The 16,569-nt window shown below is 42.9% G+C and carries 13 protein-coding genes and 1 pseudogene; 10 read left to right on the top strand and 4 right to left on the bottom strand.

Annotation, left to right across the window (positions count from 1 at the left end):
• Positions 1–129: 129 nt before the first annotated feature.
• The gene (locus tag LLF92_02920; protein ID MCE5340065.1) at positions 130–2,331 is read right to left on the bottom strand and encodes a PASTA domain-containing protein; all 2,202 of its coding nucleotides are present in this window, start codon (positions 2,329–2,331) and stop codon (positions 130–132) included.
• 667 nt (positions 2,332–2,998) lie between these two features.
• Here LLF92_02920 and LLF92_02915 point away from each other — a divergent pair.
• The 4 genes from LLF92_02915 to LLF92_02900 all read left to right on the top strand — a co-directional run bounded on the left by LLF92_02915 (position 2,999) and on the right by LLF92_02900 (position 7,072).
• On the top strand, positions 2,999–3,685 hold the full coding sequence (locus LLF92_02915; protein ID MCE5340064.1) for a phosphatidylserine decarboxylase: 687 nt from the start codon (positions 2,999–3,001) through the stop codon (positions 3,683–3,685).
• Complete coding sequence (locus tag LLF92_02910) at positions 3,669–4,613, top strand: CDP-alcohol phosphatidyltransferase family protein (GenBank protein ID MCE5340063.1); 945 nt, start codon at positions 3,669–3,671, stop codon at positions 4,611–4,613. The genes LLF92_02915 and LLF92_02910 overlap by 17 nt, the downstream gene beginning before the upstream one ends.
• Positions 4,614–4,660: 47 nt before the next feature.
• Positions 4,661–5,128 carry a ferritin family protein gene (locus LLF92_02905; protein ID MCE5340062.1) on the top strand — a complete coding sequence of 156 codons (468 nt, stop codon included), beginning with the start codon at positions 4,661–4,663 and terminating at the stop codon, positions 5,126–5,128.
• Between the two features lie 759 nt (positions 5,129–5,887).
• Positions 5,888–7,072 carry a right-handed parallel beta-helix repeat-containing protein gene (locus LLF92_02900; GenBank protein MCE5340061.1) on the top strand — a complete coding sequence of 395 codons (1,185 nt, stop codon included), beginning with the start codon at positions 5,888–5,890 and terminating at the stop codon, positions 7,070–7,072.
• A 473-nt stretch (positions 7,073–7,545) separates the two neighbouring features.
• Here the strand turns inward: LLF92_02900 and LLF92_02895 are convergent, their stop codons facing one another.
• From LLF92_02895 to LLF92_02885, 3 genes are all read right to left on the bottom strand, one after another.
• Entirely contained in the window at positions 7,546–8,256 is a 711-nt protein-coding gene (locus LLF92_02895; GenBank protein ID MCE5340060.1) for a transposase, read from the bottom strand.
• Between the two features lie 101 nt (positions 8,257–8,357).
• Complete coding sequence (locus LLF92_02890) at positions 8,358–9,578, bottom strand: PAS domain-containing sensor histidine kinase (protein ID MCE5340059.1); 1,221 nt, start codon at positions 9,576–9,578, stop codon at positions 8,358–8,360.
• 24 nt (positions 9,579–9,602) lie between these two features.
• On the bottom strand, positions 9,603–9,998 hold the full coding sequence (locus LLF92_02885) for a response regulator (protein MCE5340058.1): 396 nt from the start codon (positions 9,996–9,998) through the stop codon (positions 9,603–9,605).
• Between the two features lie 226 nt (positions 9,999–10,224).
• Between LLF92_02885 and LLF92_02880 the strand changes: the two genes are divergently transcribed.
• The 6 genes and pseudogenes from LLF92_02880 to LLF92_02855 all read left to right on the top strand — a co-directional run bounded on the left by LLF92_02880 (position 10,225) and on the right by LLF92_02855 (position 16,563).
• Complete coding sequence (locus LLF92_02880; GenBank protein MCE5340057.1) at positions 10,225–11,928, top strand: GspE/PulE family protein; 1,704 nt, start codon at positions 10,225–10,227, stop codon at positions 11,926–11,928.
• Complete coding sequence (locus LLF92_02875) at positions 11,928–13,124, top strand: type II secretion system F family protein (protein MCE5340056.1); 1,197 nt, start codon at positions 11,928–11,930, stop codon at positions 13,122–13,124. The genes LLF92_02880 and LLF92_02875 overlap by 1 nt, the downstream gene beginning before the upstream one ends.
• A 99-nt stretch (positions 13,125–13,223) precedes the next feature.
• Positions 13,224–13,307: pseudogene (locus tag LLF92_02870) on the top strand (prepilin-type N-terminal cleavage/methylation domain-containing protein).
• 304 nt (positions 13,308–13,611) lie between these two features.
• On the top strand, positions 13,612–14,061 hold the full coding sequence (locus LLF92_02865; GenBank protein MCE5340055.1) for a hypothetical protein: 450 nt from the start codon (positions 13,612–13,614) through the stop codon (positions 14,059–14,061).
• Positions 14,052–14,444 (top strand): prepilin-type N-terminal cleavage/methylation domain-containing protein, encoded by a 393-nt coding sequence (locus LLF92_02860; protein ID MCE5340054.1) that lies wholly within the window; start codon positions 14,052–14,054, stop codon positions 14,442–14,444. Before LLF92_02865 ends, LLF92_02860 begins: the two co-directional genes overlap by 10 nt.
• Positions 14,445–14,631: 187 nt before the next feature.
• A complete protein-coding gene (locus LLF92_02855; protein MCE5340053.1) occupies positions 14,632–16,563 on the top strand; it encodes a DNRLRE domain-containing protein in 1,932 nt (643 codons plus the stop codon).
• Positions 16,564–16,569 lie beyond the last annotated feature (6 nt).

Below are 16,569 nucleotides of genomic sequence, written 5' to 3'. Positions count from 1 at the left end.
TTGTAGGGGCAGACCTATGTGTCTGCCCGAATGCATAATTTTGATTTTGGATTTAATTCTGAAATCTCAAATTTGTCCGCGTCTGACCTTTTAAATTCAAAAATTCCCAAAAAAAATATTAAATCATTTTCACTCCATCCAGTTTTCAGCCAATACTGCGAAGTCGAGGAAATCAACAATATCATCACCGCCCGCAATATCAGCGATAAACTCGCCTTCAAATAACCACTGACTGCTCAAGAAAGCCAAATCATAAATATCAACGCCATCCGGACAATCAAAATCTCCGCCCGATGAATATGTCCAACTCAACCCCGGATAATTAACTTCGTTAATACACATTCTCCAAACATCATTCGACCCATTCACAGTTTCACCTACAAAATCCCAACCGACAAAACTTGCCCGCTGTTTCATCTGCGCATCTGTCAGCGGCGTACCATATCCATTATTCGGCCCTGCCGTATTAAGAAAATAACTACCGCTAATGCTACTGCCAGAATAATTCCATCCGCACAGCCCCCCGATATAATCACCGCTTCCGCTCACATTGCCTGTCGAATAACAGTTCGCGATGCTGCCGGAAGAATTATATCCGCACAGCCCGCCGACAGAATTTGTTCCACTTACATTGCCTGTCGAATAACAGTTGGTGCTGCTGCCGGAATAATGCTCTCCGCACAGCCCACCGACAGCCCCTTTTCCGCTCACATTGCCTGTAGAATAACAGTTGGTGATGCTGCCGTGATAATTAGTTCCGCACAGCCCGCCAACCCGATTTGTTCCGCTTACAGTGCCGGTCAAATAACAGTTGCTGATGCTGCCGCTGTTATTATATCCACACAGCCCGCCGACATACTCTGTTCCGCTTACATTGCCTGTTGAATAACAGTTCGCGATGCTGCCGGAAGAATTATATCCACACAGCACGCCGATATAAGAACTGGCGCCGCCAATAATGTTCACATCTTCTGTGCCCAGGTTTGTTACGATACCGCCGGAATCAAGTTTTCCGAACAGGCCAAGATAATTATTGCTTACTCCGCCGGTATCTATCTTAAGTGAAATAATTGAATGGCCATTGCCATCAAAAACACCAGTAAAGGCAGTTCCCTGAAAACCGGTGGTAGAAGAATTTATATCAGGCGCAATAACAGCTTTAGAAAAAACAAATCCCGCCAGATTGATATCATTTACAAGAATGAAAGCCCTGCTATAGTCGTTAGCGTATGCCGCTAAAGCCAGGAGGTCAATTGCATTTGCGATTTTGTATGGGTCTTCTGTTGTCCCGCTTCCGCCGCTGTAATCGTAGCTTCCTGCTGTACCAAATGAAACCACTATATTTACAGATATTCCCGATGCAACAGAAGCACCCGCTGCCGGATTTTGACTTATAACATATCCTGCGAGTACTGTATCGCTGAATCCCGGCGATACGGCAACGGTAAGACCTGCTGATGTAATGGCGGATTCCGCCGCCGATTGCTCCAGACCAACTACATTGGGAACAGTGATACTAATACCCAATGAAACCACTATATTTACAGATGTTCCTGATGCGACAGAAGTGTCTGCCACTGGTTCTTGGCTTATAACATATCCTGCGGGTACTGTATCGCTGAATCCCGATGATATGGCAACGGCAAGACCTGCTGATGTAATAGCAGATTCTGCCGCCGTTCGTGTCATACCAACTACATTTGGCACGGTTACCATAGGTGCATAGTCAAGCCGTATGTTCGGAATCTTGGTAGTACTGCTTGGTATTGGTGAAGTGTAGCCTGACCATGTTAATGGATCTCCATAGTCGTTATCCGCGCCATAATATATCGAACGTGTACCGCCCGGAGTTGAATATCGACAGTAGCCCTTGCCTAAATATGGACCTGAACTATTATTAAAAGATATATCAACCATCAGGTTTTGCGTGCCGTCATAATAAAATGGCGTACTGAATATGAATGTCGTCCAGCCTGTTGTAGAAACAGTCTGGTTCGACTGATAAACGACTGTCCAACCCGTTGACTCCCACGCCTTCAGACTGCTGTATGCGGAACGGCTCGTATGTTTCATCCTTATTGTGAAATTATTCATCACCACTCCCGGTATTGTCGTAACATCGAGGGCAAGCGAATTCAGAGTTTTTTCGCAGCCGATTTCAGCGGCAAGATAAATTGTCTGTGTGCGGGCATCATAATAACTCGTATTTAATGGATATTCCCACGAATAAGCGCCTGTGCCGATTGTGATAGTTTCTGCCTTTGCAGAAGACACACAAACAATTGCTGTAAAAATAACCCCCGCCAATATTACTGCTGTGAATCTCTTCATCTTCCACCTTTTGAAAAACATTTTGCTCGAAAACATAAACTGCAAAGGAGTGCCTACAAACATCTCCTCGCACTCAATGAGTCAACAAAGTACCTATAATCATACCTATTTTACCCAAATAATCAAGAAAAAAAACTTGTACGCCGCAGGCGGATATCAGTGTCATCTGTGGAATCCGCGGTTAAATTTTTCGTGTAATTTTCTTGACAAACAAGATGTTTTATGGTATAATACCCACATAAAATTGATGGATGGAGTTATTACTATACCCTGTCCTCTATACCCTAAACCCTTTACGCTAAAACTTGCACATTTTTTTATGGACACCCATAGTCCTTAATTTTTTAGACGATTTCAGGTTAATTCACTTCATTTCACTGCTCATTTATTTCTTTTTTGTGTGTTTTACTTACGTTTTTGTGTCAAAAAGTGTCGATTTGGGTCAAAACTGACTAAAAAAATGAGCGATTTGAGGTGTTTTTAACGGTTTTTGAGGTGTTTTGAGGCACTTTTGATGTGTTTTTTAAGGTTTTTAGACTGTTTTTAAGCGTTTTTTTTTAACAAATACAAGCAAGTTTGACACACAATTTACTGTGCTGTTGTTGAATTATTTTACTATGGCCTTTGTCGCTTCGGGGTTATAATGCTCGCGCATTTAAGGATTTTTATGAGAATACCAATTACGAAATACGGTTTGCCGCAAGTGGTCATCTATCCGGGCTTATGCGCATTAGCAATGCTGCTGTCGATGTTCACGGCGTTTTTAAGCGTCGGCCTGTTCTGGTTTCTGGAGATTGTTTTCGCGATAGTTCTGGTATGGATGCTGTCGTTTTTCCGCGACCCTGTGCGTGAAATTCCGCTCGGCGACGATTTAATTCTCTCCCCTGCCGACGGCACCATAACCGAAGTGGAAGTTGTTGATGAGCCGGACGTTATGGGCGGTCCTGCGATTAGGGTCGGCATATTTTTGAGCATTTTTAATGTGCATTTGAACAGAACGCCCTGTGCGGTTAGAATAGAGAACATAAATTACCGCAAAGGCGCTTTTATAAACGCGATGGACGCTAATTGCGGTAAACTCAACGAGAGCAATAACTTAACGATGACCCGCCTGAATGAACCGAAAGAAAAAATTTACGTCAGACAGATAAGCGGTGCTATCGCAAAGAGAATTGTTTGCGCCGCACAAAAGGGTCAGGAATTTGCTGGCGGACAGATATTTGGAATGATAAAATTTGGTTCAAGAACGGAACTTTACCTGCCGGCTCAAAGTACCGCAAAATTTCTCGTGAAAAAAGGCGACAAAGTCCGGGCAGGTTTGACGATATTGGCTAAGTATGACAGAACAAAATAATAATTCGGAACATACGCACAAAAATATTCGCAAAAGCAAAAGGCGACTCAAATACATTACCGTTTTGCCATCGCTGGTAACGCTGATTAATGGAGCGTGCGGTTTTGCGGCGATTATCTTCGCAGCGAAAGCATCAACCGGCCACATCTCCGGCCTTGACATTTATCATCCGGAGTTTCCATTTTTGAAAATGGCCGGCTATATGATTTTCTTCGCGATGATTGCTGATATGCTCGACGGGCATCTGGCACGTTTGAGCCATAGCACAAGCAGTTTCGGCGGTCAGTTGGACAGCCTCTGCGATGTAATCAGCTTCGGCATCGCACCTGCGTTTCTTATGCTGCGGGTTGTCGAAACAAGTATATCGTTTAATCCTGTTATCGATATTTTTATATATCGTTTTCTGCTGCTTGTGGCCGCGATATATTTCAGTTGCGCCGCTATTCGCCTTGCAAGGTTCAACGTCGAAAACGAAGACGACGAATCTCACCATATGAGTTTTTTAGGATTGCCCAGCCCTGCCGCTGCCGGTGCGGTTGCAAGTCTTGTTATTCTCAATCAGGAAATGACAATGAAAATCGCAGAAAACTGGCGGCCGTATTTGCAGATTTGCCATACCATTTTGGTATATATCCTGCCATTCGCGACCCTTTTGGCCGGCACAATGATGGTCAGCAGAATTCGCTATCCGCACGTTGTGAATCAGTATCTTAAAGGCAGCAAGCCTTTTGGGTATTTGATTAAAGCTGTGGTTATTATCGTTATAGTGGTCTGGTATTTTGAGTGTGCTTTGGTGATTGTATTTTGGAGTTTTGCGTTGAGCGGCATTACAAAGTGGATTTACGACCATATTATAGCCCGCAAGCCCACCCAAAGCAAATTAGAGGAAGACGAAGAAGACGCATCGGCAGTTACAGTTTCCCAGTAATTAAAAATCGATAGAGATATTTTTATTGGTTTATTGGAGAGATTAAAATGGCAGATACTGGAGATATTGTCGATATTCTGATGGTGGGCGTCAACAGGGAAACAGAGGCTAATATATTTTACAACATCATGTCGCAATATACCGAAGACCCTCAAGTCATCTTAATGTGCAAACAATTTGCCGAGGAAGAACTTGTGCACAAGACGAATCTTGAGCTTGAAATATTCAAGCTGGGCAAAACCGTAAGCGACCGTCCAAAAATTTCAAATAGCACTCCGCTTGATTTTATGGTCGATTTATCAAAAGTATCGCAAATGGATTGCGGGGATTTACTGGTTATCGCGATGAACAAGGAAAAAGAAGCGTTCAGATTTTATATGGAGTTGTATGCTATGACAACTGAACCGGAATTTCGCGAAGTGCTTATGGAAATGGCCGAAGAGGAAGCCAGACACAAATTAAGATTTGAAATCCACTATGATTTGTATATGTCGGCAAAAAAACCGATACTATGATTTGTCAAAAAATACTATACCGCGAAGTAAATTTTCACACTGATTATTGCCGTTTTTAAAAATTGTGGATACGTTTTTCAGTTCAAAAAACACTGTCAAAAAGTCTGAATTGCGCGAAATTAAATCAAAAAACCTCAAAAAGACGCCGATTTTTTATTTTTGCGCAGGAATTTATCGCCTATTTTGCGCACGTTAAGATTGTTCAGCGCAAGTTCGTAAAAAAACGCTCACTGAATAACACGCTTTTACACAAATCGGCAGTAAATTGTCAGTAAAATGAAGTAAAATCACATAAAAACGACAAAATACGCAAAAACTGAAAATGCTGCTTGCGCTTTTTTAAAACGAAATCGCTAACGTATCCAATACAAAGACGTTGCAATTCAAGACCCCTTTTTTAACGCTGATTACCCCATCTGAATTTTAATTTCAAGGAATAAAATTCCTGAAGATTCTGGGGTCTGCGTTACACTCCGACACAGATGCCGCTGATTTCGGCAGAAAAAAATAGGTGGCTGTCCCTAATAATTCCCCTAATAATTCCCAATAATTCCCTAATAATTCTAATAATTATAATAATTAATATATCTTGACTTTCAATTAAAATGCTTTATACTAATTTTTATATGATGCGGTGGGAATATTAACAAATGTTGAAAAGAAAAATACAATCGTATCTCACAATTCTGGTGCAATTCTTTTTTGTAGCTGTTTTGGTCTGTCCGGTTTTGTTGCTATTATTGCGGAGGAGAGATTAACGTGAAGCGAACTCTTTTAGCCATCGCCATTATAATCAATTGTTGGTCTCCATTTTCTTTTGCCACCGTTCGCAATGTGCCTTCACAGTACGGCACTATTCAGGCGGCAATTAATGCGAGCGTTAATGGCGATACGGTTGTGATTGCACCGGGGGTATATATAGGCAATGGCAATCGGGATATTGATTTTAGCGGGAAGGCGATAACGGTTCGGGGGGCGAACGACAATCCAAACGATTGTGTAATAAATTGCACCGGCACAGAAGATGAGCCGCATAATGGGTTCAATTTTACTTACGGTGAAGGCGGCAATTCGATTCTCGAAGCAATCACAATAAGAGGAGGCTACGGCTATGGTGGAGGAATTTTCATTTCATCGAGCAACCCTGTCATAAATAATTGTATTATCTGTGATAATTTGGTGCCTGAGGGCTGTGGCGGCGGGATTTATAATACTTACGGCAGTCCAATAATAAATAAGTGCATAATCCGTAATAATTCGGGAGGCTGGGGTGCCGGAATTTTTAATTGTGGTGGCAGTGCGACTATAAGCAACTGTGCTATCCTTAATAATACAGGAACGATTGGTTGCGGTGCCGCAATTTACAACTATTCTTATAGCAATGCAAACATAAGGAACTGCACCATAAGCGGCAACATAATGCAAGGAGAATCTGTTATTTGCGGTGCCTACAACAATGGCGTAAGCCCAACTATGAGTAACTGTATCATATGGGGCAATGTGGCAAGTGCCTTGATTCATGGGCCTATGACGGTAACATATTCTAATATGCAGGGTGGATACTCCGGAGTGGGAAATATAAACGAAAATCCATTATTTTCAGCCGGTGGTTATCATTTAACTGAATTTTCCCCTTGCGTAAATGTCGGCAATCCGAACTATCAAGCAGAACCTGGTGAGACTGATTTGGACGGCAATCTGCGTGTGCTTTATGGACAAATTGATATGGGTGCTTATGAATTTGTTCAGATTACTCCCGGCGATATTGATGCGGATGGCGATGTGGACTTTGTTGATTACGCCGTCTTTGCCAGCCGCTGGATGTATCAAGATTGCGCCGAACCGAACTGGTGTTCCGGTGCCGACCTTAATAAGAACGGTTCTGTTGACTTATATGACTTAGGTAAATTTGTCGAATACTGGCTTTATGGCACATTGCCATAATCATATACGACGACTCAATAATCTTTCGGCAAAGTGGTGCTTTGCCCGGCGTCTGTGGTTGGTTTATGGTTTTATGTATAATAAAAAAACATCTAAAATACCCATCCATTGCTATCGGGGTTCTGTGTAATTAAATATTCCCTGTTCATACTTGCCGATATTGTATTCATATGAAACGGCACCACAACCGAGTGGCATTGCTACGCCAGTTCTGGTATCTGCCGCATTACCCGTTAGAGTTGTTTTACTAGGAGCGTGTCGGAAAACCCACATAGCAGCATATCAATAAAAAGATTCGGCATAATCATCAAATAATTATTGCCGACTTTTTAAATTTTTGCATAATACTTCTTTATGAAAACACAAAATCAATTCAAGGGAATTAATTAGGAATTAATTAATTAATTAATTAGAATTAATTAGGGACAAATTAGGAATTAGGGACAAATTAGGACAAATTAGGGACGGACAAATTAGGGACAGCCACCTATTTTACCTTTCTTTCGCTTTTCGCTAATTTCTTTCTTTGGCCTGCCGACTGGCAACGGCCTTAATCTGCGGCCTGCTAACTTTTCAAGTTTACTTATAAAACTATCGCTGCCTAATGGACGACCTCGCAATATACCGCTGCGAATTGCTTTCATTTCCTTGTCAGGAATTTTCTGCATCAATAAGTGTTTCCACTGGTCAGCTTTCATCATATCATACCACCTGCGCAAATCAAGCAACTCCGATTTGCTATCCGCATCAATATGCGCGGCCGCACTCGACCATTCATAATTCCACGGCTTACGGCTTATGCCGGCACGCAATGGATTATGCTCTATATACCGCATCGCTGAAAAGAAATGATGCTCGTCAAGGCCGCACGAATAAAATCTGCCCTGCCAGAGATGGCCGCTGCGTTTGTGAAAACGATTGATGTATTGCGTGTAAATGAAATGCGTTCGGCCTACCGCCATGGCAAGAGACTCGGCCTTTTGAGGTATCGCTATCAGGTGAATATGATTCGTCATCAGGCAATAACCCATTATCGTCAGACTGTATTTCTCCGCCTGCCGTTTCAAAATTTCAAGATATACTTTCCTGTCGTCATCAACGAAAAATACATCCTGCTTGTTATTACCTCGCTGGGTAATATGATATGGCAATCCTTCTAATACTATTCTTGCTATTCTCGGCATAACATAAAAATAACATTCACTTTGTATTTGTCAATAAAAATAGAAAAATAGGTGGCTGTCCCTAATTAATAATAAAAGAGGTGTGATTAGTGTGTAATTGATTAGTGTGTAATGGTGTTTTCGAGCAGTTCGTCTTTGCCTTCATCCAGCTCAACCTGCGGGCCTTTTAAAGGCAGACTTACGGTAAAAGACGTTCCTTTGTTTAATTCGCTTTCGACTGAAATCGTGCCGTTGTGCCGTTCGACAATCTGCGCAACAATCGGCAAACCAAGACCTGTGCCGGCAATTTCTTTCCCCGGACGCTGCACACGGTAAAATCTTTCAAAAACTTTCGGCAAATCTTCTTTTGGAATACCCATACCGTTATCTGAAACGGTTATCGCAACAGTATCATTAAACAATTTTGTGACAATAGATACTTTACCGCCTGCGGGCGTGAATTTTATCGAATTGCTCAAAAGATTCGTAAATACCTGTATCATCTTATTGCGGTCGAAAACAGCCGTACCCACCTGCGGCTCGATTTCAACAGACAGTTCAACTTTGAAATTTTTAGCCATCAGTTGCATCGTGTCGGCAGCTTCTTTTATAGTCTCGGCCATATCAGCCCGGGCGAAATCAAAACTCATTCTGCCTGATTCGAGTTTCTGAAAATCCAGCACATCGTTAATAAGAGCGCTCAACCGGTCAACGTTTCGTTTTGAAAGTTCAAGAAATTCTCTTTGTTTACTTTTTAATTTGCCTGCCACGCCTTCGAGCACGACATTTAGGCCTTCGCGGATGGCTGTCAGAGGCGTTCGCAATTCGTGAGAAACGGTTGAAATGAATTGCTGCTTGAGTTTCATCGACTCGACAGCTTTTTCCTCTGCGATTTTCCTGGCGGTAATATCGTTAATACATACTACAACATGTTTTCTTTCATCAACGATTACAGGTTTTATAGTCAGGGAAAACCAGAATTTTTCATCTTTGTCGGAAAACAGGGTCTTGCTTTCGACTTCAAGCTCTTCGACAGACTTAGATGTTTTAAAAACATTATTTATATTCGTTTTTAAAAGGCATTGCCCGCAGTGAGATTCATCGTGGCATTTTTCATTGTCGGCGGCGATTTTGCAGTTGAGAACATCGCAAATAGAGTTGTTGATAATTTCCTTATAACTTTTGCCTATCCTCCGGCGAATCGCCTCGTTGACTCTGTCAACATTAAGGTTATCATCGACCAGAAGCAGCCCCACAGGCACAGCGTCAAAAATCACTTCAAGGCTTTTGCTCTTGAGTTTGATTATAAAATTCAGCTTCTCATTGGATATTACGTCTGTCAATTGAATACCAGTTCAGAAAGAATGTTATTTTTCGAGCGTCTGTGTAATTTTTTCGAGTAACTGCGGATATTCAAAAGGTTTTGTAACATATTCGGTAACGCCCAACGAACCAGCTATCGCGATATTGTGCGACTCGCACGCTGCTGTCAGCATAATTACAGGAACATCTTTGAACCGGTTGTCCTGCCGCATCATCTCGAGCATTTTAAAGCCCGACATTACAGGCATATTGCCGTCGAGCAGAATCAAATCCGGCGTCATCTTCTCAAGCATTTCAAGCGCTAGGCTGCCATTAGAAGCGGTTACAACCTTATACTTGTTCCATTCAAGTCGAGCTTTAATTGTGCTGACAATGTCCGGTTCGTCATCGACAACCAATATCGTTGCGGTTTTCTTTTTTGATTTAAATAAGCCCAGCATAATATTCCTTTATATTAAAATCTCTGGGGTCTATTTCGACTGTTTTGATAGTCATTTTAATCATTTTTCGCAAAAACAGTTTTTTTCTGCTTCTGTGCTCCACATTAATTATTTATCACAAAATTATCGGACGTTGAATCTTGTAATACTTGTAATGTATGTTAAGCCCTGCTCTGTTATGGACGATTTTACATGCGGTCAAAGTATATTAATCCGGATAAAAAATATGCAAGAACTACAAACTGACAGTCAGTTATTGGATGAAATTATCCGCCTCGGCATTGCCGACGAAAAAAAACTCGACGAAATGACAAGGCAGTGCGAACAGAGCGGAAAAAATCTGCTCACATATCTTAAAGAAAACAATCTTGCGACAGATGAACAAATCAGCAAACTCGTCGCACAATGCCAGCATCTTGAATACGTGAATCTTTCACCGGATATGGTTGATTCGATTACTGCGCACATGATTCCGTATGAATTATCCAGCGAACACAGTCTTGTCGGAGTGCGTCTGGATGGCGACAAACTTTACGTTGCGATGAGTTCGCCGATGAACCTTGCCATTCGCGACCAGATAGAAATGCGAACAGGCTGCAAAGTGATTCCGATGGTCGCCGCACCAAATGCAATAAAAGCAGCTCTGCGTTATCATTTCAACGTTCAAAACGTAACGAAACAGACAATCGCCTCGATGCGTCTGAAGAATACCGGCGAACCTGTTAATCATCGTACAGTTACCGCATTGGATAACTTGCAGGAAAGCAGCGACCCTGTCAGCGGTCTCGTCGCTTCAATTATCACCGGCGCAATCGATGCCCGCGCAAGCGACATTCACATTGAGCCGCAGGAAAAAGATACGATAGTCCGTTACAGAATCGACGGCATCCTGCGCAAGGAACTTGATATTCCATCATCCGCGCAGGGCGAAATCGCAAGCCACATAAAAATCCTGGCAAAAATGGACATCGCTGAAAAACGCGTTCCGCAGGACGGCCACATAAAAACATCGCATCAGAATAAAGACTTCGACTTAAGAGTATCTTCGCTGCCGTCGGTCATAGGCGAAAAAATCGTAATAAGAATCCTCAACAAGAGCAACCGTCAATGGAATCTCGACAACATTGCGCCTGACCCGTTAGACAATCAGCGAATCAGGAGTCTTGTCGCAAATCCTTATGGAATGATTCTTCTGACAGGCCCCACAGGAAGCGGAAAAACAACGACGCTGTACTCTTTGTTACAACTCCTGAATACCGGAAAGAACAATATCGTAACCGTTGAAGACCCTGTCGAATACAGACTTGACGGCATTACGCAGGTACAGACCAATCCGCGAGCCGGCTTGACATTCGCAACAGCACTGCGAAGCATTTTAAGACAAGACCCGGACGTAATTTTAATCGGCGAAATCAGAGATTATGAAACCGCGGAAATCGCCGTCAGCGCCGCAATGACAGGCCATCTTGTTCTGTCAACTCTGCATACAAACGACGCGGCAGGCGCAATATCAAGACTTATAAACCTCGGCATTAAACCATTTATGCTTGCATCCGCCCTGCTCGGCAGCATCGCGCAAAGGCTTTACAGAACTTCGTGTTCGGCGTGCAGGGAATCTTATGCTCCGGATTCGGATATTAAAAATAAATTATTCGCCGAACAGCCCGACGATATACTTCTTCACAGAAGCACCGGCTGCGACAACTGCGGCAAGAGCGGTTATGTCGGCAGGAAGGGAATATATGAAATTCTGCCGGTATCGCCTGCAATTCGCAATATGATAATCGACGGCGGAAATGACACCGCGATAAAAAATCAGGCGATAAAAGAAGGTATGAAAACATTAAGAATGAGCGGACTGAATCAGGTTCTATCAGGCCTGACCACGATAGACGAGTTATATCGTGTCGTTGATATGCAGGAGGATTGATGGCAACTTACGAATACACCGCACGAGACGAAGCAGGCAGAATCTTCAAAGGCATTTATGAAGACATCAACGGCATAGGCGCCCTGCGCAGCGAATTCGCAAAGATTGGTTACAACCTGCTGAAAGTCAAAAGAAGCAGTAAATTCAATCCAAAACGTCTGTCTATCAGGCGTCCGGAAATTATATCATTCACTTTTAAATTAGCAGGTATGTGCGGTGCAGGCCTTTCAATCGTCCAGAGTCTTGAAACGCTGGAAAAGCAAACGGACAATCGTTCGCTGCAATATGTAATCGCTGATGTGAAAAAAAGCATTACAATGGGGTCGTCGCTTGCCGATTCTTTCGGTAAGTATCGTAATATATTCTCTGATTTCTTTCTTGGAATGGTCGAAGCCGGCGAATCGAGCGGTAAACTTCCGGAAAGCCTTGAAATCAGCGCCAAATATCTCGAAAAGCAGGACGACCTGCGCAACCGCCTCAAGAGCGCTTTTACATATCCGCTTATCGTCGGAGTTATGTGCGTCGCCATCATTGCGGCCCTTGTGATATTTGTTGTGCCGGTCTTTTCAAAAATATACAGCCAGCTCGGTGTTGCACTGCCGGGCCCGACTCAAACGCTTCTTGTGCTTAGCATAATTGTCCGGCATTACTGGCTGCACTCTATAATATTAATATGCCTTGCGATGTACGGGTTCCAGCATTACAGAAAAAATAAATATCTAAAAATAAAATTGGATTATTTTAAATTCGCGATGCCTGTGTTCGGAAGCTTAAACAAAATGGTGGCAACAGCGAATTTTATTCGAAGCTTTACGATGTTGATAAACACCGGCGTACCGATAATCAGGGCACTACAAATTTCGGGCTTCGTGGCAAATAATGAAAAAATGACATGTATAAGTCAGGCTCTGCAAAAATCCGTTCAGGCAGGCCACGGTCTGGCCGATGCGATGCAGGAACACAATATTTTCCCACCGATAATTATACAGCTTGCCGGCGTAGGTGAACAATCCGGCCAATTGACGCAAATGCTCGACAAAGGCGTCAATTTCCTCGAAAAAGATATAGACAGAATGATTAATTCGCTGCTTGTAAAACTTGAACCCGCAATGACGGTTATTATGGGTTCGGTTATCGGACTTATACTGATGGCTGTTTATCTGCCGATGTTCGATTATATGTCGCATTTAAAATAAGTTTAAAGTTTTGCAGATTTTACATAAGTCGCAGGTTTTAAAAGACGAGAAACTATATAAGAGTATTAATTTATTTATTGCTTTTCGAAAGGAAATAAGATGAAACGTAAAGGTTTTACATTGATTGAATTGCTCATAGTGGTTCTGATTTTAGGAGCACTTGCTGCCATAGCGATTCCGAGAATTACGGTCAGTGCCGGCAACGCGAAAGCCAATGCCTGTGCAACAAATATTGACTTGATGAATTCTCAAATTGAACTGTACGCAGCAGACCACAATGGTGTCTATCCGGCCACTATGGCAACAGTAACTGGCAACACCAGCTACTTCCCGGATGGCGCACCAATCTGTCCATTAGGCGGAAAATACACTATGCCGACTAATAACAGAGTAGTGTGCGACCACAAACAATAAAAAATAACGGATTCCGTAGAGGGTAAGATAAAGGGATGGCCGAAAGTCATCCCTTTGTTTTTGGTGCGAACAAATGAAAAAAACTGTCAAAGCCGTTACGCTCGTTGAAATGCTTATTGTCGTATTGATAATAAGCGTGTTGACATTTGTCGCCGTTCCGAGAATGGGAATGGCAACGGTCTTTAAAGGCAAAGCACAAACCACAGCAAATCAAATCGCCGCGGCAGTTCGTTTATGCAGAACGATGGCAATCAGCAACGCCGCTCAAAACCGACAGGGATTCAGCTTAACTTTTACCGGTTCCGGCACCTATACCGGTTTTCAAATAACCAACCTGCAAACCTCACAAGTAGTCAAAACAGAAAAACTTACTAACGGTATTACATACAGCGGAACAACCAGTTTCTGGTTTGGCCCGCTTGGCAGCAGAACAGACACAGGCGGAAATCTCACTGTCAGCGCAGGCGGAAAAACTTTAGTAATATCAGTCGTCAGTACTACGGGAATGGTAAAATGCGAATAGCAGTGAAAAATAAAACGGGGTTTACTCTGGTGGAAGTATTGGTTGCCTCCGCCCTGCTGATATTTGCGATGGTTCCAATCCTAAAAGCACTTACGCAAGTCAATATGAACAATATAATCGTCGAAAGAAGAACAAAAAGCCTGAACCTGGCAAAATCGCAAATAAATCAGATTCAGGCAAAATCAATTTATAATTTCGATGACAATTTCTCACAAAATAATTTATCGCTTGATAACTTATACCTGTGCAATATTGCTTCCTCATCCGTAAACACCAACTTGAAAGCAATCACCGTTTCGGTCGGTATGGATAGAAATCATAACGGCACACTCGGCAGCGATGAAGTTGAAGTTTCTCTTCAAACTCAATTAGCACGCCGATAATTTATAGGACTTACATTAACTCATTTTAAAATAAACAGAGCAAAACGCTCAATGTCCTATAAAACCGCAAGTACGCACAGCGTAACGCCCTTTTCTGCGTTGCCTGCTTAATTTCGTCATTTGCGGTTTTGAAGTTAGCACACAGCTTTTTTCAGCCGATATTTACACAGAAGTACCGGAAAGCACTATGCGTATGCGCAAAAACAATTTAATAGCAGGTTTTACAATCGTCGAACTGATGGTGGCAATGGTGTTACTGCTCATCATTATGGCTGCGCTGATTCCGCAGATACGCGCGATACGAAGCAGTTGGGCGACAACACAAAAATCATCTGAACTGATTCAAAACGCACTTGTACTCGAAGAACATCTCAACAGAAATCTCGCTGCGGCAAAACAAATTCTTGCCGTCAGTTCAGACAATGTTGACAGCGGATATATAACATTCACCGACAACCTCGGCGTTTCAAAAACATATTCTGTTGCAAATGGCTATATAGCATTCGGCGATACGGCAAATCCGCAGTTGCTTGCCGGCCCTGTTACAAAATTTAAAATATCGTGCTATTCACTGAACGACTTCGATACACCTGTAACCGATGCCAACAGCATACGTTTTGTGAAAATCGAAACTGATTTGACAAACAGCGAATCATCCGGCACGTCCAGAAACATCGTTACGCAAATATACGTACAAACCGGCAAACCTTCTGCATCAGGTCAGGAAGTTATAGATGTTATGGTAAATCAGAATAACAAGAATACTGCTTATGATTTCATCGCAGGCTCTTACGGCTGCGACGCTGTTATGGAAATCAGCAAAAATAGCTATCAGGCTTTGCTGTGCTTTAAGGACATCGTAGGTGATGCAAACTGGCAAATACCACTGGGCACGGAAATTTCTGAAGCGACATTGAAACTGTGGTATGTAAATCACAACGGCAGTAATAACATTAATATATACCGAATGAATGTTGACTGGTCTGAAACATCAACTTGGAACAGCATCGGCGGCGGAATACGTCCCGGCATCAACTGCGATTCAGCAAGCGCATTGACCATGAATCCAGGCAACGGCGTTCCGACTTCGCTCGAGATTGACGTAACGGATATTGTAAAGGGCTGGATAAACGGCGAATATCTAAACTATGGTTTCGGCTTTGTCAACGACAAAAACAATAATCTGCAATTCGCCGCGACAGAAAACACAACCGGAACAAACGCGCATACTCCAAAACTCATAATCAAACAACAGACGCCGGACACCAGACCAAAAGTTGCGGTAAAAGATTATGTGAGCTATGGCGGTTCAAATGCTATCTTCGACAGCTATAATTCCAGCAGCGGTTTCTACAGCAATAGCAATGTATCACAAAACGCCGTTGTTACTGCCAACGCAATCGGCTACAACATAATCACATTATACAGCCATGGCAAAATATACGGCGACGCCTACATCGGGCCCGGCGGCAATACGTCCATTGGGTTTTCAACCTGGGGTTCGACAATCACCGGCATAAGAGGCACGCTCGACACGCCGATTGATTTTCCAAATCCGACTGCGCCGACAGGTTCGCCTTTCGACAGCGCGTCAGAAGGAGATTTCCCGACTAACGACTGGACAGGCGGAGAGCGAATCATCAGCAGCAATCATCATTACAACAGTATATCGATTTGGAGTTCATACATCACAATAAATGGAGATGTAACTCTGCTTCTCGATGGCGATTTAAATGTCGGAAGCGGCAGAAGCATCAGAATAGCTTCAGGCTCAAGTCTGAATTTATATGTAAAAGGAAGCTGCAGCATAGGCGGCAGCCTAAACGCATATAACGAATATCTGCCGTCAAATATGCGAATTTATATGCTCGGCAGCAATAAATCTTTCAGCACATGGGGCAGCGGAGACATCAGCGCCATGATAGACAATCCTAATGGCCCGGTAAGTTTTTGGGGATGGGGCGATTTTTTCGGCAGAATAAAATGCAAGTCGCTTTCAGGCTCGTCCCCAATACACGTTGACCTTGATTCGACATTTGAAAACGGCGGCGGAAGTGCCGGCGGAAACAAAACATGGACTTTCAGCGGCGGGAATAGTTATCAGGGAATTGCGCCATAAAAAATA

Source organism: Planctomycetaceae bacterium (assembly GCA_021371795.1).
Taxonomy (GTDB): domain Bacteria; phylum Planctomycetota; class Phycisphaerae; order Sedimentisphaerales; family UBA12454; genus UBA12454.
This window is presented reverse-complemented; position numbering and strand designations above follow the sequence as displayed.